This is a genomic window from Mesorhizobium sp. ORM8.1 (assembly GCF_053005525.2).
Genome location: NZ_CM132600.1, coordinates 1813625 through 1839820, shown reverse-complemented (window position 1 = coordinate 1839820; position 26196 = coordinate 1813625). Strand labels below are relative to the sequence as shown.

The 26196-nt window shown below is 63.5% G+C and carries 24 protein-coding genes and 2 pseudogenes; 14 read left to right on the top strand and 12 right to left on the bottom strand.

The window, feature by feature from the left end; genetic code table 11:
• Positions 1-94: 94 nt before the first annotated feature.
• Both ACVDG8_RS09675 and melA read right to left on the bottom strand, forming a co-directional pair.
• Positions 95-2175, bottom strand: a pseudogene (locus tag ACVDG8_RS09675) (ABC transporter substrate-binding protein).
• Between the two features lie 118 nt (positions 2176-2293).
• Positions 2294-3760: an alpha-galactosidase gene (gene melA / locus ACVDG8_RS09670; protein WP_447254505.1), complete on the bottom strand. Its 1467-nt coding sequence runs from the start codon at positions 3758-3760 to the stop codon at positions 2294-2296.
• Between the two features lie 246 nt (positions 3761-4006).
• Here melA and ACVDG8_RS09665 point away from each other — a divergent pair, with 246 nt between their 5' ends.
• Positions 4007-4849: an AraC family ligand binding domain-containing protein gene (locus tag ACVDG8_RS09665; protein WP_455707819.1), complete on the top strand. Its 843-nt coding sequence runs from the start codon at positions 4007-4009 to the stop codon at positions 4847-4849.
• Positions 4850-4865: 16 nt separating this feature from the next.
• Here the strand turns inward: ACVDG8_RS09665 and ACVDG8_RS09660 are convergent, their stop codons facing one another.
• Positions 4866-6029: a glycoside hydrolase family 25 protein gene (locus tag ACVDG8_RS09660; RefSeq protein ID WP_447254503.1), complete on the bottom strand. Its 1164-nt coding sequence runs from the start codon at positions 6027-6029 to the stop codon at positions 4866-4868.
• A 295-nt stretch (positions 6030-6324) separates the two neighbouring features.
• On the opposite strand from ACVDG8_RS09660, the gene ACVDG8_RS09655 reads away from it, so the two are divergent.
• From ACVDG8_RS09655 to ACVDG8_RS09630, 6 genes and pseudogenes are all read left to right on the top strand, one after another.
• The gene (locus ACVDG8_RS09655; protein ID WP_447254502.1) at positions 6325-7209 is read left to right on the top strand and encodes an AraC family transcriptional regulator; all 885 of its coding nucleotides are present in this window, start codon (positions 6325-6327) and stop codon (positions 7207-7209) included.
• Between the two features lie 306 nt (positions 7210-7515).
• Complete coding sequence (locus ACVDG8_RS09650) at positions 7516-8595, top strand: ABC transporter substrate-binding protein (RefSeq protein WP_447254501.1); 1080 nt, start codon at positions 7516-7518, stop codon at positions 8593-8595.
• Between the two features lie 70 nt (positions 8596-8665).
• Positions 8666-9496 (top strand): ATP-binding cassette domain-containing protein, encoded by an 831-nt coding sequence (locus ACVDG8_RS09645; RefSeq protein WP_447254500.1) that lies wholly within the window; start codon positions 8666-8668, stop codon positions 9494-9496.
• A complete protein-coding gene (locus tag ACVDG8_RS09640; protein WP_447254499.1) occupies positions 9493-10746 on the top strand; it encodes a sugar ABC transporter permease in 1254 nt (417 codons plus the stop codon). The genes ACVDG8_RS09645 and ACVDG8_RS09640 overlap by 4 nt, the downstream gene beginning before the upstream one ends.
• Positions 10747-10769: 23 nt before the next feature.
• Positions 10770-11498 carry an SDR family oxidoreductase gene (locus tag ACVDG8_RS09635; protein WP_447254498.1) on the top strand — a complete coding sequence of 243 codons (729 nt, stop codon included), beginning with the start codon at positions 10770-10772 and terminating at the stop codon, positions 11496-11498.
• Positions 11499-11681: 183 nt separating this feature from the next.
• Positions 11682-13288: pseudogene (locus ACVDG8_RS09630) on the top strand (FGGY-family carbohydrate kinase).
• An 8-nt stretch (positions 13289-13296) separates the two neighbouring features.
• Here the strand turns inward: ACVDG8_RS09630 and ACVDG8_RS09625 are convergent.
• Positions 13297-13527 (bottom strand): hypothetical protein, encoded by a 231-nt coding sequence (locus ACVDG8_RS09625; RefSeq protein WP_447254496.1) that lies wholly within the window; start codon positions 13525-13527, stop codon positions 13297-13299.
• A 434-nt stretch (positions 13528-13961) separates the two neighbouring features.
• Here ACVDG8_RS09625 and ACVDG8_RS09620 point away from each other — a divergent pair, with 434 nt between their 5' ends.
• A complete protein-coding gene (locus tag ACVDG8_RS09620) occupies positions 13962-15731 on the top strand; it encodes an acyl-CoA dehydrogenase family protein (RefSeq protein ID WP_447254495.1) in 1770 nt (589 codons plus the stop codon).
• A gap of 26 nt (positions 15732-15757) precedes the next feature.
• Positions 15758-16510, top strand: coding sequence for a crotonase/enoyl-CoA hydratase family protein (locus ACVDG8_RS09615; protein ID WP_447254494.1), 753 nt, complete (start codon positions 15758-15760; stop codon positions 16508-16510).
• Positions 16511-16532: 22 nt separating this feature from the next.
• Here the strand turns inward: ACVDG8_RS09615 and pdxH are convergent, their stop codons facing one another.
• A complete protein-coding gene (pdxH, locus tag ACVDG8_RS09610; RefSeq protein WP_455707666.1) occupies positions 16533-17150 on the bottom strand; it encodes a pyridoxamine 5'-phosphate oxidase in 618 nt (205 codons plus the stop codon).
• 40 nt (positions 17151-17190) lie between these two features.
• Between pdxH and ACVDG8_RS09605 the strand changes: the two genes are divergently transcribed.
• The 4 genes from ACVDG8_RS09605 (at position 17191) to ACVDG8_RS09590 (ending at position 20234) form a co-directional block, all read left to right on the top strand.
• Positions 17191-17640, top strand: coding sequence for an RT0821/Lpp0805 family surface protein (locus ACVDG8_RS09605; protein WP_447254493.1), 450 nt, complete (start codon positions 17191-17193; stop codon positions 17638-17640).
• Between the two features lie 99 nt (positions 17641-17739).
• On the top strand, positions 17740-18669 hold the full coding sequence (locus ACVDG8_RS09600) for a DnaJ C-terminal domain-containing protein (protein ID WP_447254492.1): 930 nt from the start codon (positions 17740-17742) through the stop codon (positions 18667-18669).
• Between the two features lie 106 nt (positions 18670-18775).
• Positions 18776-19594, top strand: coding sequence for an enoyl-ACP reductase FabI (fabI, locus tag ACVDG8_RS09595; protein WP_447254491.1), 819 nt, complete (start codon positions 18776-18778; stop codon positions 19592-19594).
• Between the two features lie 52 nt (positions 19595-19646).
• Positions 19647-20234, top strand: coding sequence for a histidine phosphatase family protein (locus tag ACVDG8_RS09590; protein WP_447254490.1), 588 nt, complete (start codon positions 19647-19649; stop codon positions 20232-20234).
• A gap of 134 nt (positions 20235-20368) precedes the next feature.
• Here the strand turns inward: ACVDG8_RS09590 and ACVDG8_RS09585 are convergent, their stop codons facing one another.
• The 7 genes from ACVDG8_RS09585 to ACVDG8_RS09555 form a co-directional block, all read right to left on the bottom strand.
• Entirely contained in the window at positions 20369-20632 is a 264-nt protein-coding gene (locus ACVDG8_RS09585) for a DUF1344 domain-containing protein (protein ID WP_041002438.1), read from the bottom strand.
• Positions 20633-20793: 161 nt separating this feature from the next.
• Positions 20794-21849, bottom strand: a complete 1056-nt coding sequence (locus tag ACVDG8_RS09580; protein WP_455707665.1) for a hypothetical protein — start codon at positions 21847-21849, stop codon at positions 20794-20796.
• On the bottom strand, positions 21800-22348 hold the full coding sequence (locus ACVDG8_RS09575; RefSeq protein ID WP_455707664.1) for a hypothetical protein: 549 nt from the start codon (positions 22346-22348) through the stop codon (positions 21800-21802). Before ACVDG8_RS09575 ends, ACVDG8_RS09580 begins: the two co-directional genes overlap by 50 nt.
• Before the next feature lie 67 nt (positions 22349-22415).
• Entirely contained in the window at positions 22416-23132 is a 717-nt protein-coding gene (locus ACVDG8_RS09570; protein WP_447254488.1) for a methyltransferase domain-containing protein, read from the bottom strand.
• A gap of 2 nt (positions 23133-23134) precedes the next feature.
• Positions 23135-23542 (bottom strand): GtrA family protein, encoded by a 408-nt coding sequence (locus ACVDG8_RS09565; protein WP_447254487.1) that lies wholly within the window; start codon positions 23540-23542, stop codon positions 23135-23137.
• Positions 23539-24522, bottom strand: coding sequence for a glycosyltransferase family 2 protein (locus ACVDG8_RS09560; RefSeq protein WP_447254486.1), 984 nt, complete (start codon positions 24520-24522; stop codon positions 23539-23541). Before ACVDG8_RS09560 ends, ACVDG8_RS09565 begins: the two co-directional genes overlap by 4 nt.
• Positions 24523-24844: 322 nt before the next feature.
• Positions 24845-24973: a hypothetical protein gene (locus tag ACVDG8_RS09555; RefSeq protein WP_447254485.1), complete on the bottom strand. Its 129-nt coding sequence runs from the start codon at positions 24971-24973 to the stop codon at positions 24845-24847.
• Here ACVDG8_RS09555 and aroC point away from each other — a divergent pair.
• The gene (gene aroC / locus ACVDG8_RS09550) at positions 24972-26078 is read left to right on the top strand and encodes a chorismate synthase (protein ID WP_447254484.1); all 1107 of its coding nucleotides are present in this window, start codon (positions 24972-24974) and stop codon (positions 26076-26078) included. The genes ACVDG8_RS09555 and aroC overlap by 2 nt on opposite strands.
• The last annotated feature ends 118 nt before the right edge of the window (positions 26079-26196 follow it).

Sequence of the window (26196 nt, the reverse complement as noted above, 5' to 3'; positions counted from 1 at the left end):
TTTCTCGCCGGTCACTCTCTTGGGTGCGACGCAGTGTTAGCTTGTCCGGCCGCACCGCGGCGCGGCCGGACGTCTCTGGTCAGGGAGGTAAACCTTACATCGGACCCTTGTCACCCGGTTTGCCGGGAAGCTCCTCGGGGAAGAGCTCATACTTGGCCTGCTTGTCGGCCTTGACGAACACACGCTCGCGGATGATCGAATCCTCGGCCCAGTTGAACATGAAGATCGGCGTGCCCTGCGGAATGTTGGAGAAGCGCTTGTTGACGATCAGCGCGCCGGGATACTCCGTCAGGCCGATATTATAGACATGTTCCGTCGAGATCTTCTGGAAATCCTTCATCAGCTTGGCGCGCTCGTCATTGTCTGACGAGGAGACGAACTTGTTGACGATGTCGACAAGGTCCTTTTCGAAAGGCATCAGATCGACCTGGCCGCTTTCCGGCGCGCGGTGATCCCAGCTGGTCTTTGGGCCGATGGGAGCCAGTTGCACGGTATTCTGCACGACGGAGGTCAGCTCCTGCTCGTTGCGCCGGATCAGCCAGTCGAAGCGGCCGGAATATTGCGTGGCGTCGCGCTGGGTGCCGTTGAGACCGTTGAGCACGACACGCAGACCGAGCTTTTCCATCTGGGCGACGACGCCTTCGGCGAGGCTCTTGTCCGTGCCGTAGTCGTTGTTGACCAGCATCACGATCTCGACATTCTTGCCGCCGGCGGTACCGGAAGGAAATTCACGAAACCGTCGCCGTCGGTATCCTTGAGGCCGGCCTTGGCAAGCTCGGCCTTGGCGCCGGCGAGGTCGAAGGGATAATAGACGGTCGACTTGCGGTCATAGAAGCTGGTGCCGGAGGAGAAGCCGCCGGGATAGATGGCGGTGAACGGCCCCTTGACCAGGGAATCTCCAAGCGCCTTGCGGTCGAGCGCCATGGTGACGGCCTTGCGGAAATCCTCGTTGCGGTTCAGCTCGCGGATGGCCTGGCCGCGCTCGTCCGGGTTACCCCAGCCATTGGCGGAGAAGTTCAGGCGCAGATTGTAGCCGATGAGCCGTGGGCCGAAGGCCAGGCGTGCCGGCGCATTCGCCTCCGCCGCGCGCTTCAGCGAGGCGACGAAGTTTTCCGGCTGCTCGAGGTTGGAGAAGTCGCCGGAGCCCGCCACCGCCTGCACGTCGCGGTCGGCCCAGGTCGACAGCTTATAGTGCAGCTCGTTCAGGTAGGGCAGCTGGTTGCCCTTCTCGTCGACCTTCCAATAGTACGGGTTGCGGCGCAGGACGATGATATCGTCGGGGCGATAGTCGACCGGCACCCAGGCGCCCATCACCGGCATGTTCATGTATTCCGGCGGAAAGGCGTTCTTGAACTGGTCGTAGGTGTTCTTCGAATATTTCGGATGCTGCGGCTTCAATATGTGCGCTGGGCCGGGGCAGAAGGTGCCATAGGCCATGGCGTAGAGGTATTGTTTCGGGAAGGCGTCCTTGAAGGTCCACTCGACCGTGTAGTCGTCGATCTTTTTCAGCGTCGTGCCGACGCCGAAAGTCTCCTGCGTCGCGCCGTTGAGCGGCGAGACGTTCGGGTCGACGACCTCGTCATCCCAGTAGAACATGACATCGTCGGCGTTGAAGGCGACGCCATCCGACCATTTGGCGCCTTCGATCAGATGCATGGTCAGCTTGTGGCCGTCCTTCGACCAATCCCAGCTTTTGGCGAGGTTCGGCAGCGGCTCGGTGTCCTTGGCTTCGACCTGGAACAGCGGCGCGGTGCGCGTCAGGCATTCGGAGAGGCCGATGTCGATGCCGCCCCAGCCTTGCGTCTGGCCGGCGCCGTAGTTCCAGCCTTCCGGCCGGCCGCCGATGACATGGCGCATCGTGTCGCCATAGACGCCGATGCCGTCCGGCATGTTGGCCGTCTTGAAGACCAGCGGCTCCTTCGGCAGGCGGTCCTTCACCGGCGGCAGCTTGCCGGTCTTGACGTATTTTTCGGTGACCCAGTCCGGCTCGTGATATTCCGGCAGCGCCTTGAACTCCAGGATGGAGTCGCGCGCCACGTATTTGATCTTGCCCTCTGCGGGAAATGTCGCCGGCGTCGGCGGGATCGTCGGCTCGGACGCGAAAGCGTTGAGTGCCGGAACGGAGACGCTCAGCGCCAGTCCGGCGGCAAGGCCGATATTGCGTAGTTTCCTCACTGTCTCTCTCCCTCTTGTTTATTCCGGAGCGCTTGCACCTGCTCCGCTTCTCCTCGAATTCAAAACGGCTTCATGGCGACGGATCTGCCTCCCGCAATCCACCGTCACCGCAGGAGGTTCAGCCGGTCTGCTTCAGCGCGGCCTTCTCGGCGCGCAATTCCTCGATCGAACGCACGTTGCGCCGCGCGGCGCCGGCCCATTCGCGGGTCTTGACCGCGGCTCTCGACAGCCGCTCCTTCGCCGCGGGAACAGCATGCGCATATTGCGGCAGCCATTGAGCCTGGGCGACGACCATTTCATCGACCATCTGCCAGACCTCCTCCGGCGTCGACACAGCACCGACCAGCGGGTCGTGCAGCACGGCGAGCTTTAGAAGATCGATATCGCCTGATATCGCGGCATGCACCGACATACGCTGGACGTTGATCGAGGCCATACAGGTCGCGGCACACGCTTCGGGCAGGGTGATGCCGGCCGCCATGTTGATGCCGAACCGGTCGACGAAGCCGGGCGACTCGATGATGGCGTCCTGCGGCAGATTGGTGATCACGCCTTCGTTCTTGACGTTGAAGTGGCCACGATAGATGCGGTTAGTCTCCAACGCCTCGATGATGTGGCTGGCATGCTCGTTGGAGCGCCTTGTCGGGTCGATCGGCTTCGACGCCGCTTCGAGGAATTGCGGGTACTCGGTCTCGAACCAGTTGCGGGTCTCGGTCGAGTAACGCAGATAGCCGCCGGTCTCGCCATGGATCCAGTCCGACATGTCGATCCAGCGCGTGATCTCGTCGGGCCGCTTGCGGTACCAAGGCAGATATTCGGAGAGATGGCCGTTGCTTTCGGTCGAGTAGACGCCGAAGCGCTTCAAGACGTCGATACGCAGCTTTTCCTGCTTGGAATAGACAGGATGCGCCTCGAAGGCGGCGATGAGCTCATCCTTGCCGATCGGCCGGCCGTTGAGGCGCAGGTCGATGAACCAGGTCTGGTGGTTGATGCCGGAGCAGACATAGTCGAGCTCGCCGGGCGACTTGGCGCCGAGCACTTCGGCGATCTGCTCGGCGCCGTGCTGGACGCCGTGGCAGAGCCCGACCGTATCGACCTTGCCGTATTCGATCGCGGCCCAGGTGTTCATCGCCATCGGGTTGGCATAGTTGAGGAACTTGGCGCCGGTCGCGGCGACCTCGTTTATGTCCTTGCAGAAATCGAGGATCACCGGGATGTTGCGCTGGCCGTAGAGGATGCCGCCGGCGCAGATCGTATCGCCGACGCATTGGTCGATGCCGTATTTCAGTGGAATGCGGATGTCGTCGGCATAGGCCTCTAGGCCGCCGACGCGCACGCAGCTGATGATGTAGCGCGCGCCTTCCAGCGCCTTGCGGCGGTCGGTGGTCGCGGTGACTTTTGTCGGCAGCTTGTTGGCTTCCACGATCCGGTCGAGGATCGCCTTGATCATTGCCAGATTGTGCTCGCTGATGTCGGTGAGCGCGAATTCGATGTCCTTGAATTCCGGCACGCACAAAATGTCGGTGAACAGCTTCTTGGTGAACCCGACGCTGCCGGCGCCGATAATAGCGATTTTGAAGCTCATCACCTTCACCTCGATCCGATCGAATGCCAGGCAAGGAGCAGCAAGGGAGGATATGGCGGCGCGCCGGGGCGCACATGCCATTCGAGCCGGAATTCCGGCTCTTTCTCCTCCCGCCCGCTCCTCGACCGCGGGTCTTTCGCGTTCTCAGGATTTGGATTATGCCGTTATTCGCGGGCGCGGCCAGAGAACGATTATGCTTTCGAGGGTAATTTTGTGCTGCGCGACCTGATCGCCAACGGACAGGTGATGCGGACGGTCTCGCTGCCGCGCGGGCGCCAGCGCCTGCATGCGATGCCGACCAGCACGGGCTATGAAATCCGCGACGGCGTGACCTATGACTGGGATGGACGCAAGCGCGGCCAGACACCCTTCACCGTGCTGCAGCACACGATCAGCGGCACGGGACAGTTGCGCTACGAAAACCGCAACTACCGCCTGCAGGCCAACGACACGCTGCTGGTGCTGGTGCCGCACAACCATCGCTACTGGCTGGGGCAGGGCGACCGCTGGGAGTATTTCTGGATCTCGATGAACGGCGAGGAAGCGCTGCGCATCCACAAATCCATCCTGAGCGTCTCCGGACCCGTGTTGCGGCTGCAGCCGGCGACCATCGACCACCTTGCCGATTGCAGCCTGCGCCTCATTGAGGGCGCGGCTTCGCCCGGCAAGGCTTCGGCGATCGCTTACGAGGCGGCGATGGCGCTTTACGACGATGTCTTCGGCTCGCACGCCTTTGCCGAAAAGCAGAGCGCCATGCAGCCGGTGATCGACCACATCAACGCCAATCTCGACAAGGCTCTGCCGGTGTCGGATCTCGTCCAGATCAGCGGCCTCAGCCGGGCGCATTTCTCGCGCTGCTTTGCCGAGAGCGAAGGGCTGCCGCCGGCCGAATTCGTGCTGCAGCAGCGGCTGCAACGCGCGGCCAAGCTTTTGACCAAGGCCGATTTCCTGCCGGTCAAGGAAGTCGCCGTCCTGTGCGGCTTCGAGGATGCGAACTATTTCTCCAAGGTCTTTCGCCGTTTCTACGGCATCACCCCGACGCAATTCCGCACCACCGGCATGTATGCCAGCCTCGGCAGTCATCGCTGAAGGTTGGTTGGGGACTTCAGCGCTTGGCGCTGTCGAGCGCCGTCGAGGCGGTGCTTACCGGATCGGCGGCGGCGGCAAACGCTGCGTCGATCTGCTCGGGCGTGCGCTGCACCGAGCGCTTCCAGGCGACATATTGCACGATGCCGAAACTGGCGCGTTGCGGCACCGTCTTCACCACCGGCATGCGGAAGCCGTTGCGGAACCTGCCCCATCGCGTCCCGAGCACCGTGACCATTTCCTCGAAGGTCGGCGGCGTCGCCACATCGGCATAGGTGATCGTGGTCTTGCCGGCGAGTGCTGCTTGGCGCGACAGCGGCACCGGGATCGAGGCGAGGTAGTCGGTCGGCACGTCGATCAGCCCGCCGAACGTCCATTGCTGGCGCAATTCGCTGGCGTTCATCGGCGCCACGCTGACGTCGATATCGTTGGGCGTGCCCGGCACGCGATAGGGGCAGGAGAAATGCCCGCAATTGGCTTGCGCGGCGAACTGCCAGAGCGCGTAGCCCCGCCAGTTGCCCATCGGGAAATGCACGTCGATGGTCGGCTTGTAGCGCGCATACCAGAGCGGCAGCCGCGACAGCAGCCGATAGGTGTAGCGGTTGTCGGCGATGTACTGCGCCGTCCTGCCATTGGTGTAGAGCACCGGGAAGCGGCCAAGGCGGCGGTGCACCTGCCGCACGAATTCTTCGGCGTCCTCCAGCGACATCCATTGCGTCGGATCGATGCCTTCGATGTCGAGCGCCAGCAGGTCGTCCGCCGCCGGTGAGGCGAAATCGATGAAATTGTTCGCCTGCTCGACCGGATTGCCGGGACGCGCCAGGTGATAGGCGCCCCATTTCAGGCCGAGCGCCTTGGCCACCACCTTGCGTGTCTGGAACAATTCGCGCGTCACCGCATAGCGCTTCCACAGCGCCTTGCAGAGCTTCACGTCGGTCTCGCCGCCGAAGCAGAAATAGGGCGGCGGCAGGCCGTCGGACGCCTTGTTGATGAAACCGACGACACGCTTGTCGGTGACAAGCTGCCCCCAGTCGATGGAATTGTACTCATAGGCGTCGATGATCAGCGCGCGGTCGGCATTCTTCCACGGCTCGGAGAAATCCGAGGCCTGTGCCGCCGTGCCCAGCGCAACCGCCGCCGCGAGAAGCGCCAGGCGGCGAAGAGGGCGCGCCGGCTTTTTCAATCAGGGTGTCCCCACTGACCAGGGGACGATCCTGAACCGCTATGGTTAAGGAAATGCTTCGGGGCTTGGTGAGCACGACGGCAAAGGCCCCATCTCATCGCTGCTGTTCTCACCAGCTGTTTTCGGATGGCGCAGAAACGACAAAAAAGTATCGGTCGGGTGGACAAGCCGTGGTGGCAGGCGCTTCAATTGCCGCCTAAGCTTCCAATCGCGGCGGCCAGTGGGAATACACGGCCTGCCGAAAGGAAAGCGCAGCAACCGGTCACAAGGCCGGACCCGCGCGGGAGGAATGAAGATGAACCCGGACCTGGAAGTCGTCCAGATCAGACAAGGTGAGTCGTTCAAGGCCTGGGCCCACGGCTACCCTTTCCGCACCGTGCGCTGGCACTTCCACCCCGAATATGAGCTGCACCTGGTCGTGGCCACCACCGGCCGCTATTTCGTCGGCGACTTCATCGGCGAGTTCGAGCCCGGCAATCTGGTGCTCACCGGTCCCAATCTGCCGCACAACTGGGTCAGCGACGTGCCGCCGGGCGAGACCGTGCCGCTGCGCGGCCGCGTCGTGCAGTTCTCCGAAGAGTTCATCGCCGACGCTTCCGCGGCACTTCCCGAGCTTGCCGCCTGCGCCGGCATCCTCGAAACCAGCCGTCGCGGCGCGCTGTTCTCGCCGGCGACGGCCGAACTCGCCGCGCCCCTGCTTGCCGAACTGGTCGAGGCGCAAGGCGTGCGCCGCCTGTCGCTGTTCATGGCCGTGCTCGACATCCTGAGCCGCGCCGGCGATGTCCGCACGCTGACCAGCGCCGGCTACCTTCCCGATCCCTCCGGCTTCATGTCGGCCGGCATCAACCAGGCGCTCGCCTACATCAATTGCCACCTGACCGAGCCGTTCAGCGAAGGCACGCTTGCCGAGATCGCCGGGCGGAGTCCCAGCGCCTTCTCGCGCAGTTTCCGCCGGCACACCGGGATGGCGCTGGTGCAGTATGTGAACCGCCTGCGCATCAACCTCGCCTGCCAACTGTTGATGAGCGAGGACCAGATGTCGATCACCGAGATCTGCTACGCCGCCGGCTACAACAACATCTCGAATTTCAACCGCCAGTTCCTCGCGCAGAAAGGCATGTCGCCTTCGCGCTTCAGGGCGTTGCTGGCGCAGAATGTAAACGCGGAGATTGCCGCCTAACAGGGAGGAAGCGGGAGGAGCCTAAAGCAATTCCGAGACTGTTTTCGTCCGGAGCTGCGTCAAACAAAGAAACACTCAGGGAAGGAATAACGCGGGGTGCAGGGCGCCCTGTGCTGGAGATCGCTTGTCCTGAAATCCGGCACGTGCAGGAGGATGCAGGCACGATTGAACGGGATCGGTTGACCGCAATCCCGCAAGCCGCTGCCAGTCATACTCCTTTCAACAGTTCGACATGCAGTCAAGGCCTGGCGCGCCGTTTGCCGCGCAGGTCCTCGTGAAACCATTTCTTGAAACGGAGTCATTCGAATGACCAGCTATGCATGGAAATCGCCGTTTGCGTTGAAATCCACAATCGCCGCCGTTTTCGCGGCCTCACTGCTCAGCGGCACGGCGGCCTTCGCCGACACGGTGACCGACGCAACGGTTGCCTTCCTGATGCCCGACCAGGCATCCACCCGCTACGAGCAGCACGACTATCCCGGCTTCGCCGCCGAGATGAAGAAGCTTTGCCCTGGCTGCAAGGTGATCTACCAGAACGCCGACGCCGACGCCGCGCGCCAGCAGCAGCAGTTCAACTCGGTGATCTCGCAAGGCGCCAAAGCGATCGTTCTCGACCCGGTCGACTCGACCGCCGCCGCCTCGCTGGTCAAGCTGGCGCAGAGCCAGGGCGTCAAGGTGATCGCCTATGACCGGCCCATCCCGACGGCGCCCGCCGACTTCTACGTCTCTTTCAACAATGAAGGCATCGGCAAGGCCATCGCCGATTCGCTGGTCGAGCACCTCAAGGCGCTGAAGGTGGACCCGGCCGGCGGTGGCCTGCTGCAGATCAACGGCTCGCCGACCGACGCGGCCGCCGGCCTGATCAAGAAGGGCATCCATGAGGGCCTCGACAACAGCGGCTATCCGATCCTGGCCGAGTTCGACACGCCGGAATGGGCGCCGCCGAAGGCACAGCAATGGGCCAGCGGCCAGATCACCCGCTTCGGCACCAAGATCCTCGGCGTCGTCGCCGCCAATGACGGCACCGGCGGTGGCGCTATCGCCGCCTTCAAGGCGGCCGGCGTCGATCCGGTGCCGCCGGTGACCGGCAACGACGCCACGATCGCGGCTCTCCAGCTGATCATTGCCGGCGACCAGTACAACACCATCTCCAAGCCGAGCGAGATCGTCGCGGCCGCCGCGGCCAACGTTGCCGTCAAGCTGTTGTCGGGCGAAACGCCGAAGGCCGAGATGACGCTCTACGACACGCCCTCGCAGCTGTTCACGCCGGCTGTCGTGACGCAGGAAAACCTCAAGGCCGAAATCATCGACAAGAAGATCAACACGGCCGCCGAGCTCTGCGTCGATCGCTATGTCGAGGGCTGCAAGAAGCTCGGCATCAACTGATCCACCCCACGGCATCCGGCCGCCGTCGGGGCGGCCGGATGCGAACTCAACCGTCACGAAAGGTCAGCGCATGAGTGAGAGTCCCGAAGGGGCGGCCGGCGAGCTGGTGCTCAGCCTGCGCGGCATATCGAAACATTTCGGCGCGGTCTCGGCGCTCACCGACATCGATCTCGACGTCCATGCCGGGGAAGTGGTCGCGCTGGTTGGCGACAATGGCGCCGGCAAGTCGACGCTGGTTAAGATCCTGGCCGGCGTGCACCAGCCGAGCTCGGGGACGATCAGTTTTCGCGGCAAGCAGGTCACCATGCCCGACCCCAGCGCGGCGCTGACGCTGGGCATCGCCACGGTCTTCCAGGACCTAGCGCTCTGCGAAAACCTCGATGTGGTCGCCAACATATTTTTGGGCAACGAGCTCAGCCCGCTTCGGCTGGACGAGGTGGCGATGGAGATGCGGGCCTGGACGCTGCTCAACGAATTGTCGGCGCGCATCCCGAGCGTGCGCGAGGCGGTCGCCTCGCTGTCGGGCGGCCAGCGCCAGACGGTCGCCATCGCCCGCTCGCTGCTGCTCGAGCCGAAACTGATCCTCCTCGACGAGCCGACCGCGGCACTCGGCGTCGCCCAGACTGCGGAGGTGCTCAACCTCATCGACCGCGTCCGCGCGCGCGGCCTCGGCGTCGTGATGATCAGCCACAACATGGCGGATGTCCGCGCCGTCGCCGACCGCATCGTCGTGCTGCGGCTGGGGCGCAACAACGGCGTCTTCGAACCCGACGCCTCGAACCAGGATCTTGTCAGCGCCATCACCGGCGCGTCGAACAATTCGGTGTCGCGTCGCGCGGAACGCCTGCGGGCGGAGCACGATAGGGCCGCCAGCGGGCAGGCCGGGGAGCAGCATCCATGACGCCGGAACAAGGCACTTCCGCCCCGTTGGCGCTCGACCGCGCCGACGCAAGGGTCAAGCATGAGGCCGGCGTCGGTGGCGCGGTCCGCGCCTTCCTCGATCGCGTGCGCAGCGGCGATCTCGGCTCGCTGCCGGTCGTCGTCGGCCTCGTCGTCATCTGGACCGTGTTCACCAGCCTCAATCCGGTGTTCGTTTCCAGCAGCAACCTGGTCAACCTCCTGTTCGATTGCTCGACGGTCGGCGTTATCGCGCTCGGCATCGTCTGCGTGCTGATGGTCGGCGAGATCGACCTCTCCGTCGGTTCGGTCAGCGGCTTTGCCTCCGCGATGGTCGGCACGCTGTGGGTCAACCAGGGATGGCCGGTCGCGCTCGCTATCCTCGCCGCGCTGGCCTTCGGCGCGCTCATCGGATCGCTCTACGCCTTGCTGTTCAACCGGCTCGGCATGCCGAGTTTCGTTTCGACACTGGCAGGCCTGCTCGCGGTGCTGGGCATGCAGCTCTACATCCTCGGCTCCACCGGCTCGATCAACCTGCCTTATGGCTCGAACCTGGTGAATTTCGGCCAGCTGATGGTGATGCCGAAATGGGTCTCCTACACGCTGGCGGCGACGCCGGGCCTGGCGATGCTGGTCACCGGCCTGCGCACCGTCGCGCGCCGCCGCGCCGCCAATTTGTCGGCGCCATCCGTGGCCGGCCTCATCGCGCGCGTCGCCGCCATAACAATCGGCCTCGAGCTGATCGTCGCCTACCTGAACCAGTCGCGCGGCATCCCATGGATGTTCGGCCTGTTCGTCGGTCTCGTCGTGGCGATGAACTACGCCTTGACCAGGACCAAATGGGGGCGTTCGATGACTGCCGTCGGCGGCAACCGGGAGGCGGCGCGGCGCGCCGGCATCAAGGTGCGCGCCATCTATCTCAGCGCTTTCGCGCTATGCTCGGTCTTTGCCGCGCTCGGCGGCGTGCTTGCGGCCGCCAGGCTTGCTTCCGCCAGCCAGCAGGCGGGCACCGGCGACGTCAACCTCAACGCGATCGCGGCAGCCGTCATCGGCGGCACCAGCCTGTTTGGCGGCCGCGGCAGCGCCTATTCCGCGCTGCTCGGCATCATCGTCATCCAGTCGATCGCTAGCGGTCTGACGCTGCTCGATCTGTCTTCCTCGCTTCGCTACATGATCACCGGTGCCGTGCTGGCCATCGCCGTGATCGTCGACTCCCTTGCGCGCAGGTCCCGTGCCTCGCACGGCCGCGCCTGAACCGCTCAACGAGAAGGGTACACATGGCTCAGAATCTTTCCGGAAAAGTCGCCGCGGTCACCGGCGCGGCATCTGGCATCGGCCTCGAATGCGCCAGGGCGATGCTGACCGCCGGCGCCCGTGTCGTGTTGGTCGACAGGGCGCAAGACAGGCTGAAGGAGGTCGTCGAAGAACTTGGTGCAGGCGCGATCCCGTTGGTGGTCGACCTCACCAGCCCTGCCAGCGTGGCGACCATGCTGCCTGGAATCCTCGAAAAGGCCGGCCAACTCGACATCTTCCACGCCAATGCCGGCTCCTATGTCGGCGGCGAGATACTCAATGGCGATCCGGACGCCTGGGACCGCATGCTGAACCTCAACATCAACTCGGTCTTCCGCTCGGTGCATGCGGTGCTGCCGCACATGGTCGAACGCAAGACCGGCGACATCATCGTCACCAGTTCGATCGCCGGTCTCGTCCCCGTCGTCTGGGAGCCGGTCTACACGGCCTCCAAGCACGCCATACAGGCCTTCGTCCATACGTTGCGCAGGCAGGTGGCCAAGCACGGCCTGCGCGTCGGCGCCGTGGCGCCTGGCCCGGTGGTGACGGCGCTGATCAGCGACTGGCCGAAGCAGAAGCTCGAGGACGAGCTCGCCGCCGGTGGGCTGATGCAGCCCGTCGAGGTCGCGGAAGCCGTCCTGTTCATGCTCACGCGCCCGAGAAACGTCACCATTCGCGATCTGGTGATCCTGCCGCAGAGCAATGATTTGTGAGGGGAGGAAGGGAATATGGGAGTAGGGCAGTAGGGCAGTAGGTGAAAGAAAGATCTCCGACCTTGCGACCGACCGCTGACGACTGACAATCTCCCTACTGCCCTACTGCCCTACTGCCCTACTGCCCTACTGCCCTACTGCCCTACTGCCCTACTGCCCTACTGCCCTACCTCTGAGGTCCCCATGCCCTCCCATTTCCTCGGCGTCGATGTCGGCACTGGCAGCGCGCGAGCCGGCGTCTTCGATGAGCGCGGACATCTGGTGGCTTCAGCCAAGCGCGATATCGCTCTGTTCATGGAACCCGGCGAGATCGCCGAGCAATCGAGCCGCGACATCTGGCAGGCGGTATGCGCCAGCGTGCGCGAGGCGGTCGAGAAGTCTGGCATCAGCCCCCGGGAGATAAGCGGCATCGGCTTTGACGCGACCTGTTCCCTGGTGGTGGTCGGCGACGATGGCGAGGCCCTGCCGGTCGGCCATTCAGGCGACAGCGACAGAAACATCATCGTCTGGATGGACCACCGCGCCCTCGACCAGACCAGGCGCATCAACGCCGGCCGGCATCCTGTCCTCGATTATGTCGGCGGCGTCATTTCGCCGGAAATGGAAACGCCGAAGCTTTTGTGGCTGAAGGAGAACCTGCCCGAGACCTTCGCCAGGGCGCGGCATTTCTTCGACCTCGCCGACTACCTGAGCTGGCGTGCCACGGGCAGCCTTGCCCGCTCAGTCTGCACGCTCGCCTGCAAATGGACCTATCTCGGCCATGAGCGGCGCTGGGACGACAGCTATTTTCACGCCGTCGGGCTTGGCGAGCTTGCCGACGAGGGTTTTGCCCGCGTCGGCACCGAAGTGGTCGATCCGGGCACGGCGGTGGGCGCCGGCCTGTCGGAGGCGGCCGCGGCCGAACTGGGGTTGGCCGCCGGCACAATCGTCGCCGCCGGGCTGATCGACGCCCATGCCGGTGGCGTCGGGACCGTGGGTGCCGCCGGCGATGCCGGTACCCTCGCTTCGCGCATGGCCTATGTGCTCGGAACGTCGGCCTGCACCATGGCAAGCAGCCAAGACCCGGCCTTCGTCCCCGGTGTGGGGGGCCATACTTTTCCGCCATGGTGCCGGGGTTCTGGCTGAGCGAGGGCGGCCAGTCGGCCGCCGGGGCGGCAATCGATCTCCTGGTGCGCTTCCACCCGGCCGCGGCCGAGGCCTCGGAGCGCGCCGCGGCGCAAGGCAAATCGCTGGTCGATTGGCTGGCCGCGACCGCGGCGGCAAGCTCGCCCGACCTCTCGGCGGCGGCCGGCCTCGCCGGCAGCATCCATGTCGTGCCCGAGTTCCTCGGCAACCGCTCGCCATTGGCGGATCCGGACGCCCGTGGCCTGATCGCGGGACTTGGCACCGACCGTTCCGTCGAAAGTCTCGTCGGCCTCTACATGGCCGGGCTCTGTGGTCTCGGCTACGGCGTGCGCCAGATCGTGGCGGCGATGGCGTCGTCCGGTCTTGCTGTCGACACCATCGTCATCAGCGGCGGCGCCGGGCAGTCGTCGCTGGTGCGCCAACTGCTTGCCGACGCCACCGGCCTGCCGGTCGCCGCCTCGCAATCGCCGGAACCGGTGCTTTTGGGAGCCGCGATGCTCGGAGCGGTCGCCGCCGGCCACTATCCCGACCTTTCCACCGCCATGCCTGCCATGTCCCGGCTCGGCGAGATCTTCCAGCCGGCGACCGGCGCCATGCGGACTTGGCACGGCCGGCGCTACGAAGCTTTTCTCGCCCTGCAGACGGTGGGTCGCAGCATACGCTGAGGCACCTGTCAGCGCCGGAACTGGACCTCGAACGGATCGGGCGCCGGCTCCTGCGGCAGCGTGCCTTCGGCTTTGCGCTTCCTGTGATGGGCAAGCGAGCATTGCGGCGAGCACAATATGCCGCGATCGGTCCAGTAGGCCGGGCCCTTTTCAAGCTCGCCATGGTAGTACTGGAAGCCTGCGGCCTGGTAAGGCAGACCGCATTCGATGCAGCGGTAGGTTTCGGGTCTGGCAAGCATCAGATGTTCCGGTTCAGTCTGCACGATCAGCGGATCAAGATCATACCGCAGGGTGCAATTCCTTGTCGCAGAATTTCGATAGGTGAGGATCGTAGCTTCGAGGTCACAAAGCAATCTTGAAGCCTTCGCGGGTTCGTCATCCACGGGCAGAGCAAGGAGCGAGGCGACGCAGCGCAGACCCGAGGATCCATGCCGTGACATCGAGGCGTCTCCACGGTCCAGATTCTGCTCCGCTGCGCCCTCCGCGGAAAGTCGCGGCATGAATCCTCGGGTCTACGCTCCCGCTCCGCCCGTGGATGACGAACTCTACTGCCGCAAAATCCGCGTGACAAAATTTGACGTTTACGTAAAAAGAAGATGCAAGGCCGACCCAAAGGCGGATGGCCTCGCTTTGGTCATGCGCCTAGGCTCGGCCGGAACGGGAGGAGGAAACCATGTATCGCGCACCCGTCGACGACATCGCTTTTACGCTCAAGCACGTAGCGGGGCTGAAGCCGGCGCTCGATGCCGGAACCTTCGGCGATCTTGGTGAGGACCTTGTCGATGCGATCCTGGCCGAGGCTGGCCGCTTCGCCAGCGAGGAGGTGGCGCCGCTCTACAAGATCGGCGACGAGCATGGCGCGGTGCTCAAGGACGCGACTGTGACCACGCCGCCCGGCTGGAAGGAGCTTTACCGGCGCTGGACCGAAGGCGGCTGGAACGCGTTGTCCGGTCCCGAGGAATTCGGCGGCCAGGGGCTGCCGACGATGCTGGCCGTCGCCGCGCTCGAAATGTGGAACTCCGCCGCCATGGCCTTCGGCATCGGCCCGACGCTGACCATGGGCGCGGTCGAGGCGCTCGACAAGCACGCCTCCGAGGCGCTTAAGCAAAAGTATCTGGCCAAGCTGGTTTCCGGCGAGTGGATGGGCACGATGAACCTGACCGAGCCGCAGGCGGGTTCCGACCTCGCGGCCTTGCGCAGCCGCGCCGAGCCGGTCGGCGACGGCACCTACCGCATCTTCGGCCAGAAGATTTTCATCACCTATGGCGAGCATGATTTCACCGACAACATCGTACATCTGGTGCTGGCCAGGCTGCCCGACGCGCCGGCCGGCACGCGCGGCATCTCGCTGTTTTTGGTGCCGAAGTTTTTCGTCAATGACGACGGCTCGCTCGGTGCCCGCAACGACGTCTTCTGTTCCGGCCTAGAGCACAAGCTCGGCATCCATGCCTCGCCGACCTGCACCATGATCTATGGCGACGGTTTTCAAGGTGCTGCGCCCGGCGCCATCGGCTGGCTGATCGGCGAGGAGAACAACGGGCTGGCCTGCATGTTCACCATGATGAACAACGCCAGGCTTTGCGTCGGCATGCAAGGCGTGGCCGTAGCCGAGACCGCGACGCAAAAGGCGATTGCCTATGCCAATGAACGCCGCCAGGGCAAGGCGTCGGATTATGCCGGCTCCGGCATGGCGCCGATCGTCCATCACCCGGATGTGCAGCGCAATCTTCTGACCATGAAGGCGCTGACGCAGATCGCGCGCTCGATCAGCTATGCCTGCGCGCACGCCATCGACCGCGCGCGCGTTGGCGAAGGCGAGGCGGCCGCCCAATGGCGCGACCGCGCCAATTTGCTGACGCCGCTCGCCAAGGCGTTTTCCACCGATGTCGGCGTCGAGGTTGCCTCGCTGGGTGTCCAGGTGCATGGCGGCATGGGCTTCATCGAGGAGACCGGTGCGGCGGCGCTCTACCGCGATGCCCGCATCGCGCCGATCTATGAAGGCACCAACGGCATCCAGGCGATCGACTTGGTGTCGCGCAAACTGCCGCTCGACGGAGGCGAGCATGTGCATCGCTACATCGGCGAACTGAAAGCGGTCGCCGACGCGGTGCGTATGTCGAACATCGAAGGTTTCGGCCGCACCGCCGACAATCTCGATCGCGCGCTTGCCGATCTCGACGAGGCGACGCGCTTCCTGCAGGGGCTGCTGGCCGACGGCAAGACCGAAGCTGCCATGGCCGGCGCCACGCCCTATCTGCGCCTGATCTCGCTCGCCGCCGGCGGCGCCTATCTGGCGCAAGGCGGCCTTGCCGACCGCCGCCGCATCGCGCTCTGCCGCTTCTTCGCCGAAAACCTGCTTGGCGAAACGCGCGCCCTGAAGGAACGCGTCATCGATGGCGCCGACAGCCTCGCCGCCGCCGGCAAGGCGCTGATCTCCGCCTGAACCCCCGACCTTCGAAGGAACTGACAGTGACCGACCATATCCTCATCGAGCGCCAGGGCGCAGTGCAGATCATCCGCATCAACCGCCCGGACAAGAAGAATGCTTTGACGCGCGCGATGTACGCCAAGATGTCGGCCGCGCTTGCCGAAGGCGACGCCGATCCGGCTGTCCGCGTCCATGTCTTCCTCGGCGTTCCCGGCGCTTTTTCCTCGGGCAACGACCTTGCCGATTTCCTGATCATCGCCACCGGCGGCGAGGGCGGCAACGAGGTCTGGGATTTCCTGATGGCGCTGGCCAGGACGGAGAAGCCGATGGTCTCCGGTGTCGACGGTATCGCCGTCGGCATCGGCACCACGCTCAACCTGCATTGCGACCTGACCTTCGCCACGCCGCGCACGATCTTCCGCACGCCCTTCGTCGATCTCGGCCTGGTGCCGGAGGCCGGCTCCAGCCTGATTGCACCGCAGCTCCTCGGCAGGCAGGGCGCCTTTGCGCTGCTTGGGCTCGGCGAGGGCTTTTCCGCCGAGCGCGCCAAGGCTGCTGGCCTGATCTACGACGTGGTCTCGGAGGACGCGCTGGAAGGCGCGGTGCTGGCGGCGGCCGGCGAGATCGCGGCCAAGCCTCCGCAGGCGCTGAAGATCGCGCGCGACCTGATGCGCGAGCCGCGCGAGGCGCTTGTCGCCCGCATCAAGGTCGAAAGCGAGCATTTCCGCGAGCGCCTGACCTCCGACGAGGCGCGCGCCGCGCTCACCGCCTTCATGACACGCAAGAAAGGCTGAGACTCTCCGCCTCAGGTGTCTTTCAGGGATAGAGCCGCGTCTTGTTCCAGCCGCCCTTGGCATCGCTCGAAAACACCAGGCGGTCGTGCAGCCGGAACGGCCGGTCGTGCCAGAACTCGATCGTCTGCGGCAGGATGCGGAAGCCCGACCAGTATTTCGGCCGCGGGATCTCGCCGATCGCATAGCGCGCCGTGTATTCGGCCACCGCTTTCTCCAATGCGAAGCGGCTTTCCAATGGCCGCGACTGCTTCGCGGCCCAGGCGCCGATGCGGCTGCCGCGCGGCCTGGTCGCATAATAGGCGTCGGCTTCGGCGTCGCTCACCACTTCCACCGGCCCGCGTATGCGCACTTGACGGCGCAGCGATTTCCAGTGGAAGCACATCGCCGCCTTCATGCTGCCAAGAATTTCACGGCCCTTGGCGCTTTCGAAATTCGTGTAGAACACAAAGCCCCGTTCATCGAATCCCTTGAGCAGCACCATTCGCACATCCGGCATGCCGTCGGCATCGACGGTCGCCAGGGCGACGCCGTTGGCGTCGTTGATCTCGCTCTTGGTGGCGTCCTCCAGCCATGCGGCAAACAGCCGGAACGGCTCGGAAGCCTCGGTGAAGTCACTGCTTGTTAACTCAGTTTCGGTCATAGTTTTCCGAATTTTTACCGTTGCGGGAGGAGTTTGCCTGTTGTCGCGCATCATGCAAGCTTTTGACAGCAGGCAACGGAGCGTTATCGCTTCGGCCAGCGTCAAGGCTGCGTTCGTGATGCTGGCGCTGCCGCTTGCCGCCTGCGGCGCCGGCGGCTTCAGCCTGGAAAAGGCCGAGGTCGACCGCTCGATCATCACCTCCAGCGCGCCGGCAGCGCCCGCCGACAAGGATTCCGACCAGACCACCATCGGCAATGCCGTCTCCTCCGCCGACATCAAGGAATTGGGCGGCCAGGCCGTGCCATGGGCCAATGCCGGCACCGGCTCGCGCGGCGCGATCACCGAACTGGTGGAGTTGAAGGATAGCGGCCTGACCTGCCGCCGCTTCACCGCCACCCGCGAGAGCTTCGACGGCGTTGCCCTCTACAAGGGCCAGCTCTGCCTAGCCGGCGCCGGCGGCTGGCGCATGCAGGAATTCAAGGCGCTCTGATTTTGGGGGCTAAATCCCTCTTGCGCCACTGGAATTTCTTCCTATGCGAGCGCATATAGGGGGCAACCGTGAACTCATTCTCTCTTGCAGGCAGGAAGCATGCGCGACCCCTATGAGGTGCTGGGCGTTGCCAAGAACGCATCGGCCAAGGACATAAAATCGGCTTACCGCAAGCTCGCCAAGAAGCATCATCCGGACCAGAACCCGAATGATCCCAAGGCGAAGGACCGTTTTGCCGCCGCCAACCAGGCTTACGAGATTGTCGGCGACGAGAAGACGCGCGCCGCTTACGATCGCGGCGAGATCGATGGCGACGGCAAGCCGAAATTCCAGGGTTTCGAAGGTGCGCCCGGCGGTGACCCGTTCGGCGGGTTCCGTCGCCAGCAGGGCCCTGGCGGCGCGCATTTCGAATTCCGCAGCGGCCGCCCGGGTGGCGATCCGTTCGACGGCAACAGCGACATTTTCAGCCAGATTTTCGGCGATGCGTTTTCCGGCGCCCGCGGCGCCGGCCGTGGCGGCGATCGCCGCCAACCCGTTCAGGCCGCGGATTTGAACGTCACGCTGGACGTCAGCATCGAGGAAGCCGCCACCGCCGAAAAGGTGACGGCGATGTTCCCCGACGGCCGCAAGGTCGCGGTCAAGCTGCCCGCCTATGTCGAGGATGGCCAGACCATCCGGCTCAAGGGTCAGGGCGAGCAGGGACCGGGCCAGCCGGGCGATGCGCTGGTCAAGATCCACATCCGCCGTCATCCGCGTTATCGCATCGAGGGCCGCGACCTGCATGTCGACCTGCCGGTCGATCTCACCGACGCCGTGCTTGGCGCCAAGGTGGCGGTCGAGACGCCGACCGGCAAGCTGGCTGTCAATGTCCCGGCATGGTCGAGTTCGGACAAGGTGCTGCGCCTGAAGGGCAGGGGTCTGCCGGAAAAAGCCGGTGGCAACGGCGACCTCTACGCCCATGTGCGGCTGATGCTGCCGGAAGGCGGGGATACCGAGCTTGAGGCCCTGATGCGCCGCCGAAAAGGCTGATCCTGCCGTTTTTCTCCCCCGGACAGTCTGTTTTGAACGCTTGAAGGGGCTTGGTGCCTGTGCGATAGGGCTTTCCACGAAGCATATTCTTGCGGAGAGCATACACATGGCGGGTGGACAGGGCCTGATGGCCGGTAAACGCGGCCTCATCCTCGGCGTCGCGAACAATCGGTCGATCGCTTACGGCATTGCCAAGGCTTGCGTCGATCATGGCGCCGAGATCGCGCTGACCTATCAGGGCGAGGCCTTCAGGAAGCGCGTCGAGCCGCTGGCGGCGGAACTCAACGCGCATGTCGCCGGGCATTGCGACGTCACCGATCCGGAAAGCCTCGATGCCGTCTTCGCCGACGTCGCCAACCATTGGGGCAAGCTCGACTTTCTCGTCCATGCCATCGCCTTCTCCGACAAGGACGAGTTGACCGGCCGTTATGTCGAGACGACGCGCGACAATTTCCTGCGCACCATGGACATTTCGGTCTATTCCTTCACCACCATCGCCAAGCGCGCTGAGCCGCTGATGACCGATGGCGGCTCGCTTTTGACGCTGACCTATTACGGCGCCGAGAAGGTGATGCCGCATTACAACGTCATGGGTGTCGCCAAGGCGGCGCTCGAGGCCAGCGTGCGCTACCTCGCCGTTGATCTCGGCGCCAAGAAGATCCGCGTCAACGCGATCTCCGCCGGACCGATCAAGACGCTGGCCGCCTCCGGCATCGGCGACTTCCGCTACATCCTGAAATGGAACGAATACAATTCGCCGCTCAAGCAGACGGTGACGCAGGAAGAGGTCGGCGATTCCGGCGTCTATTTCCTGTCGGACCTGTCGCGGGGCGTCACCGGCGAAATCCACCACGTCGATTCCGGCTATCATGTCGTCGGCATGAAGGCGGTCGACGCGCCGGATATCTCGACCGTCAAGGACTAGTCCGCTCCACCGACGATCCGTCCAGGCCCTCACGCGACCTCCGGAACAACTGATGTATCCGCTCGTCTACATCGCGCGCCACGGTCAGACCGAGTGGAATGCCGAGCACCGCTTGCAGGGCCAGGCCGACACTGACATCAACGCGCTCGGCCGCGAGCAGGCGAAGCAAAACGGCCGACGGTTGGCCAAGCTCATCAAAAATCCTGCGGATTTCGATTTCGTCGCCAGCCCGATGCGCCGCACCCGCGAAACCATGGAATTGATGCGCGCCGCGATGGGGCTCGACGCTGAAGCCTATCGCACCGATCCACGTCTGGTGGAATTGAGCTTCGGCGACTGGCAGGGTTTCACCTTCGCCGAGCTCGAGGCGCGGTTCCCCGGCTGCACCAACGGCCGGCGCGCCGCCAAATGGGATTTCCAGCCGCCCGGCGAGGGCGCGGAAAGCTACGAGATGCTGCTCGAGCGGATAAAGCCATGGTTCGACGCGCTTCGCGGGCCGACGGTCTGCGTCACCCATGGCGGCGTCATCCGCTGCGTCTTCCGCCTCGCCGCCGGCCTGTCCAAGCTTGAAGCGGCCGGTCTCGATGTCCCGCAGGATCGCCTGCTCCGGCTGGAAGGGCGGAGCTTGGAGTGGCTTTGAAGAGCGCGGCGTGGCGAATTCAGGTCAGGCCGAGTCGAGAATGGTGGCGTTCGAGAACCGGAGCGGAGCGTACTTAAGTACGTGAGCACCGGAAGCGCAGAACGCCGCCTTTCGCAGGCCGGCCTCACCTGAATCTAATTCTGGTCGCTGTCGGGCAACTGCATATCGGTCACGACATTCTCGCCATTGGTCACGTCATAGGCGATGACGATGTCCATGCCTGGCTTCAGCGAGTCGATATCGGTCTCGGCGTTGAGCTTGTAGGCCTTGCCGTCATCAAGCGTCAGCGTGAGTGTGTCCTTGTCGACCTTCTTGATCAGGCCTTCGGTCTGGCCGGCGAACGCGGCGGCGGTGGAAATCAGCAACATGGCGCAGGCAGCGCCAATCAGGGTACGCATCGTCGTCCTCTTTTAGGTCATTGCGCCAGCTGGTCAGCGGCGGGGTCCTCAACGGCGGATGGAGGAGAGCAGAAACCAACCGAATGTGTCAAAACTAAATCCGCCGGATCACAGTTTGACAGCCGAAAAATCGTAGGAGACCGCAACCGCTCGAGTGCTCGTTACCCGGCGGGGGTTCCTGATGCCGGGACTGGGCCGAGGGATGTGTCAAGCCGTTGCTGCGCAAGCGGCATTCCCAGTTTCCAACGCATCGACGATGCGCGCGCGCCCCAGCCAGGTCCGGGAGGCTGGACATGTTTCGACAGCTGAATTTCGATCGAACCGATATCGCGAGGGTTGACCAGCACGAGACGGACAAGCTTTTCGTTGGCGACGAACCGGTAATCACGGATGGGAAAAAGCACGTTGCCGTCAATCGTGACGGATGTGCCCGTGGTTATAGCGGTGCTCTCCAGATTTCCCTTGACGCCTATGAGGTCGATCAACTGTACGGCGTTCGGCTGCTGGATGCGAAGCCTGACCGTTCCGCCCTCGGACACTGACTCAAGGACCGGCACATCCATGCGCCGCGCGGTAACGCATGTGATCAGCACGATAACAAGCGCACCTGCAGCAAGAGCGATTGCCCCTTTCTGCCGAAAGGCCGTCGGCCTCAATCGATACGCGACAATCCCAAGTGCGATGGGGAACATCCATTTGTAATAATGGACGTTGAAAAACCGGAACATGCCTGTGGGGACGCTGTCTCTATAGCTCGCGTAGACGATCAGATGCACGGCCATCATGCAGCCCGCCACCCGCATGAACAACGGCGCCGGGAAAAACGCCGATACGATCGCAAGAACAACGACGATGAAGAAGATTGGAATAACGCTGATCCAATCGGCGTTGAACTCCAGGAAATAAACCTGGGAGGCGACAAGCAGCGAAAAGAGCCGCTCGGGAACCTGGGAAATATCGAAGCCGATCGACCCCGCGACGACTTGGACATATGTGCCGCCGACCGTTCCCGTGCTCAGCTCGTTGAAAGCCGCGAACAACAGGACCGGCAAGGCGAATCCAACCGCTCCGGCCCCGATGGACACGATTCCGTTTCGGCGCCTGTCCGCATCGTTGGCCACGCCCATTGTTACGACAAACGCGGCATAGGTGAGGGCGGCCGCGGCGCTAGCGGCAAGGTCCGCCGGGCGGGCAGCGAGCTGTGCGCCGACAACCATCCCGAAAAGCAACGCGTTGGACGCAAATCTCGGGGTCGAACCTCTCCCGCCGAAACAGGTCGAAGCGATCAAGAAGGACGAGCGCTGCCGCGAAGAGAAATGCGCTGAGGGTACTGGTCCAGGGAACGACCCACTGCAGCCCGATGACGCGATAGCCGACCATCCCCGCGAGCACCACGATCGCCGCCGGGGCAGACCCGAGATGACGCCGAAACAGGCTGAAGACCAAGAGGAAGAAACCGGCCATCAGCCCAAGATCGATCAGGTAGAAGGGATGCAGTGCCGAGATCCAGACAAACGGCGCGCCGAGCGCAGGGTAAAGCGGCGGATAGAAATGCGACGCCGGCCTGAGATCGAAGGCTGCGAGGGCTTTTGCGGATTTCAGGTAAAGGCCCTGGTCGGTCCATCCCCACCATCCCAGCGGATATTGCGTGCTGTTGCCCGGCACCGGGGGATAGGTCGAATATTTGTACTGGTAGAGGCAGAACAGGATCAGCAACGCCAAAGGCGCGGCATATCTGTTGACCAGCCTTAGGGCGGAAGATCCATACACGGGAAATACCGGATCAGGGGTGCATGTCGTCGCTCGCCACAACGGCGATGTTCGAGCTGAAAGGCCCAAGTTTGATCCCCGCCATCCGTATGCGGGGAGGCCTTGGTCCCGGCCATTCCCGACCGATCAGGCCGCTGCCGAGGAAGTCCACATTTTCGGGCTTGGTCCAATATTGCATTGATGACTTACGAAGCAACAAGCGAAACGCTGCCGGCCAATAATGCAGGAAGGGCAACCCCGTGTGGTGTTCGACGGGGAACCAACGGTTGGGAACGGTTATAAAGACGGACCTGGCAACCCGCAGATGCTCGAGGATGAACTGCCTGCGCTGTTCCACGCCGCCGACATGTTCGAGCACCGCGTTGGAAGTCGCTATGTCGAATGATTTGTCCGCGAAAGGAAGCGGTTCGTTCGGGGCAATCTGGCGGAAGGTCGCGGAAGGATAGCGCGCCTTGACCTGCTCACCTGATCCAATGCCGGCACATGTGATCTTGTCTGGCCAGGGATAGGACTTTTCGAGGAAATTCGCGCCCTCGTTTTCGTCATCCGAAACGCCTATGTCGAGAACCGTCGTGTCCGCCGATGGGCGCATCTGTTCGATGAAAAGATTGAACATATTGAGCCTGGCTGTTTTCAGCAGGTTCATGGCGAAAGAATTCGACGCACCGTCGCGGTAGAAGACGGCGTCGATGTTTTGTTCGCCAGGCGCCTGATCCGGACGAGTGGCCATTTCTATCTCCCCGGATTTCCATGACCGTTGAAGACCAGCCGGTCGTAAAGCGCATAATTGACCAACAGGCCTGCCAGCGCGCCAAGCAGGTATGCCGGCACGTGATAGAAACCGGCATCGACCTTGCCTGCTTCGGTGAGCACGACCAGGTTCGCGCCCATTCCGACGAAGGATGCGACCAGATACTTGCCGTACTCGGCGGTTCTGTTTTGCATGCGACCGTCGCTGAAGGTCACGCTTCGGTTGAGGGCCCAGGTCACGCTCATCGCAATCAGGCTTGCCGGCACACGCGCGGTGACGATGGTGCCTCCAAAGCCGTAGACGAACCCGAAGAACACCACAGCGTCTGTGACGAAACCAACGCCGCCAACGGCCAGGAAGCGCGCCATCTTGGCGCCCGTCACGCTCATCGTTGCACCGGCCGGTAGGCCAGGTAGGCAAGCAGCTTGGCCTCCTTGCGGCCGCGCGCGACGCTGTCGAGGATCAGGCCCGCGAACACGGCCAGGAAGGCAAGGATCATCACCGCCGACGCGGCAATCAGGGTCGGGAAGCGAGGCACCAGCCCGGTGGACAGGTATTGCAGGAAAACCGGCGTTCCAAACCCGATCGCCACCAGGGCCAAAACCGCCGCCACGGCGAGGAAGAACTGAAGCGGTAACAGGTCGCGGATAAGATGGAAAATCAGCAACAGGATGCGCAATCCGTCCTTGTAGGTCGCCAATTTGCTGACCGAGCCTGCAGGCCGCTCTTTGTACTGCGTCTCGATCTCGCTCATGGGCACTCCGAGTTGCAGTGCGTGTATGAGGAGTTCCGTCTCGATCTCGAAGCCCCCGCTTACAGCAGGGAACGTTTTTACGAACCGGCGCGACAGGGCCTTGTAACCCGACAGCATGTCCCGGCTTTGGTCGCCGAAGAAGGTGGACACAAGCCACGTAAGCAGACGATTTCCCAAGACGTGACCCGGCCTGTATGCCTGCTCGCTGGCATGGACGCGCGCGCCGTTCACTTTGTCATACGGGCCCGACAGAATCTCATGGACCATGGCGGGCGCCGCGGTCGCGTCGTATGTGGCGTCACCGTCGACGATGAGATAGACGTCGGCGTCGATATCCGAGAACATCCGCCGCACGACATTACCCTTGCCTTGGCGGCGTTCGGTGCGCACGATCGCGCCGGCTGACGCGGCTACAGCCGCGGTTTCGTCGACAGAATTGTTGTCATAGACATAAATGCGGGCATGCGGCAGCGCCTGGCGAAACTCGGAAATCACGCTCGCAACGGTAGTGGCCTCATTGTAGCAGGGGATGAGCACCGCGACTTCGATGTCAGCGGGCGCATTGCTCGGGCTTTCATCCTGCTTCCGCGGCGGCAGATCGACAGGATGCGCCATCCCGTGGCCGCCACCGTACTGTTGTCCCACAGCCAAGTTCACTCCCGGAATTTACTCAGCGTGCTTGCTATCGGAGATTGAGATTTTTGCCAATCCTAAAAGGAAAACCCATTGCCCTCGGGCTGAAGGTAGCTGTCTTTATCTGCGCAGACCTGCATATACAGTCGCGAACGCGGACCGTACTTTTGAGTACGTCAATTCAAGCCTGATGCCTGCAACAGGCAACCGGTTTTCGATGAAAGATTACGATTTCCAACCAGGTCATCCTGGCTCAGTCTCATGAGCCAGTCAGGCGTGCCGTCAATCATCGAGGCAGACACCCTCAAATATGGGACAGGTCAAACGGCATCGGGCCGTTCATCGCAGATAGCGATAGAAGTTTGACCACTGTGGAAAACGCCAATAGAAGCACCTTGAATCCGGCTTTGCCGCCGGGCAGGACGCTTTTCATGTCTCACAACACCTTCGGCCATCTCTTCCGCGTCACCACCTGGGGTGAAAGCCATGGCGCCGCGCTCGGCTGCGTCGTGGACGGCTGCCCGCCGGGCATCCGCTTCAGGCGCGAGGACATCCAGGCCGAGCTCGACCGGCGTCGCCCCGGACAGTCGCGCTTCGTCACCCAGCGCCGCGAGCCGGACGAGGTCAAGATCCTGTCTGGCTTCATCCTCGACGAGGACGGCGAGACGATGATCACCACCGGCACGCCCGTCTCTATGCTGATCGAAAATGTCGACCAGCGCTCGAAGGATTATGGCGAGATCGCCCGCCAGTACCGGCCTGGCCATGCCGACTACACCTATGACGTCAAATACGGCCTGCGCGACCATCGTGGTGGCGGCCGCTCCTCGGCGCGCGAGACGGCGGCGCGGGTCGCGGCCGGCGCCCTGGCGCGCAAGGTGGTTCCAGGCATGGTGGTGCGCGGCGCGCTGGTCTCGATGGGCGAAAAATCGATCGACCGCGCCAATTGGAACTGGAACTTCATAGGTGATGCCGAAAACCCGTTCTTCACGCCCGATCCTGCTTCGGTACCGGTCTTCACGCAGTATCTCGACGGCATCCGCAAGGCCGGTTCCTCGGTCGGCGCGGTGATCGAGATCGTCGCCGACGGTGTGCCGCCGGGCCTCGGCGCGCCGATCTACGCCAAGCTCGACCAGGATATCGCGTCGGGGCTGATGTCGATCAACGCCGTCAAGGGCGTAGAGATCGGCAATGGCTTCGAAGCGGCCCGCATCACCGGCGAGCAGAATGCCGACGAGATGCGGATGGGCAATGACGGCAAGCCGGTTTTCTTGTCGAACAATGCCGGCGGCATATTGGGTGGCATCTCGACAGGGCAGCAAATCGTCGCCCGCTTCGCCGTCAAGCCGACCTCCTCGATCCTGACCCCGCGCCAGTCGATCGACAAGGACGGCCACGACATCGAGGTGACGACCAAGGGCCGCCACGACCCTTGCGTCGGCATCCGCGCCGTGCCGATCGGCGAGGCCATGGTTGCCTGCGCCATTGCCGACCATTATCTGCGGCATCGAGGACAGACAGGGAAGGGAGGGGAATAGGGCAGTAAGGCAGTAGGGCAGTAGGGCAGTAGGGCAATATGTTACCCAGCCCGCCGAACGCAGCCATATTTTCCTTTTCCCTACTGCCTTACTGCCCTATTCCCCTACTCCCTTGCGA

Bases quoted from the DNA above. Each gene is read 5' to 3' on its own strand.
- melA (WP_447254505.1), bottom strand. From the start codon at position 3,760: ATGAGCTTCAAAATCGCTATTATCGGCGCCGGCAGCGTCGGGTTCACC.
- ACVDG8_RS09665 (WP_455707819.1), top strand. From the start codon at position 4,007: ATGCGGACGGTCTCGCTGCCGCGCGGGCGCCAGCGCCTGCATGCGATG.
- ACVDG8_RS09655 (WP_447254502.1), top strand. From the start codon at position 6,325: ATGAACCCGGACCTGGAAGTCGTCCAGATCAGACAAGGTGAGTCGTTC.
- ACVDG8_RS09650 (WP_447254501.1), top strand. From the start codon at position 7,516: ATGACCAGCTATGCATGGAAATCGCCGTTTGCGTTGAAATCCACAATC.
- ACVDG8_RS09645 (WP_447254500.1), top strand. From the start codon at position 8,666: ATGAGTGAGAGTCCCGAAGGGGCGGCCGGCGAGCTGGTGCTCAGCCTG.
- ACVDG8_RS09640 (WP_447254499.1), top strand. From the start codon at position 9,493: ATGACGCCGGAACAAGGCACTTCCGCCCCGTTGGCGCTCGACCGCGCC.
- ACVDG8_RS09635 (WP_447254498.1), top strand. From the start codon at position 10,770: ATGGCTCAGAATCTTTCCGGAAAAGTCGCCGCGGTCACCGGCGCGGCA.
- ACVDG8_RS09625 (WP_447254496.1), bottom strand. From the start codon at position 13,527: ATGCTTGCCAGACCCGAAACCTACCGCTGCATCGAATGCGGTCTGCCT.
- ACVDG8_RS09620 (WP_447254495.1), top strand. From the start codon at position 13,962: ATGTATCGCGCACCCGTCGACGACATCGCTTTTACGCTCAAGCACGTA.
- pdxH (WP_455707666.1), bottom strand. From the start codon at position 17,150: ATGACCGAAACTGAGTTAACAAGCAGTGACTTCACCGAGGCTTCCGAG.
- ACVDG8_RS09600 (WP_447254492.1), top strand. From the start codon at position 17,740: ATGCGCGACCCCTATGAGGTGCTGGGCGTTGCCAAGAACGCATCGGCC.
- fabI (WP_447254491.1), top strand. From the start codon at position 18,776: ATGGCGGGTGGACAGGGCCTGATGGCCGGTAAACGCGGCCTCATCCTC.
- ACVDG8_RS09590 (WP_447254490.1), top strand. From the start codon at position 19,647: ATGTATCCGCTCGTCTACATCGCGCGCCACGGTCAGACCGAGTGGAAT.
- ACVDG8_RS09585 (WP_041002438.1), bottom strand. From the start codon at position 20,632: ATGCGTACCCTGATTGGCGCTGCCTGCGCCATGTTGCTGATTTCCACC.
- ACVDG8_RS09580 (WP_455707665.1), bottom strand. From the start codon at position 21,849: ATGGTTGTCGGCGCACAGCTCGCTGCCCGCCCGGCGGACCTTGCCGCT.
- ACVDG8_RS09570 (WP_447254488.1), bottom strand. From the start codon at position 23,132: ATGGCCACTCGTCCGGATCAGGCGCCTGGCGAACAAAACATCGACGCC.
- ACVDG8_RS09565 (WP_447254487.1), bottom strand. From the start codon at position 23,542: ATGAGCGTGACGGGCGCCAAGATGGCGCGCTTCCTGGCCGTTGGCGGC.
- ACVDG8_RS09560 (WP_447254486.1), bottom strand. From the start codon at position 24,522: ATGGCGCATCCTGTCGATCTGCCGCCGCGGAAGCAGGATGAAAGCCCG.
- aroC (WP_447254484.1), top strand. From the start codon at position 24,972: ATGTCTCACAACACCTTCGGCCATCTCTTCCGCGTCACCACCTGGGGT.
- ACVDG8_RS09555 (WP_447254485.1), bottom strand. From the start codon at position 24,973: ATGAAAAGCGTCCTGCCCGGCGGCAAAGCCGGATTCAAGGTGCTTCTA.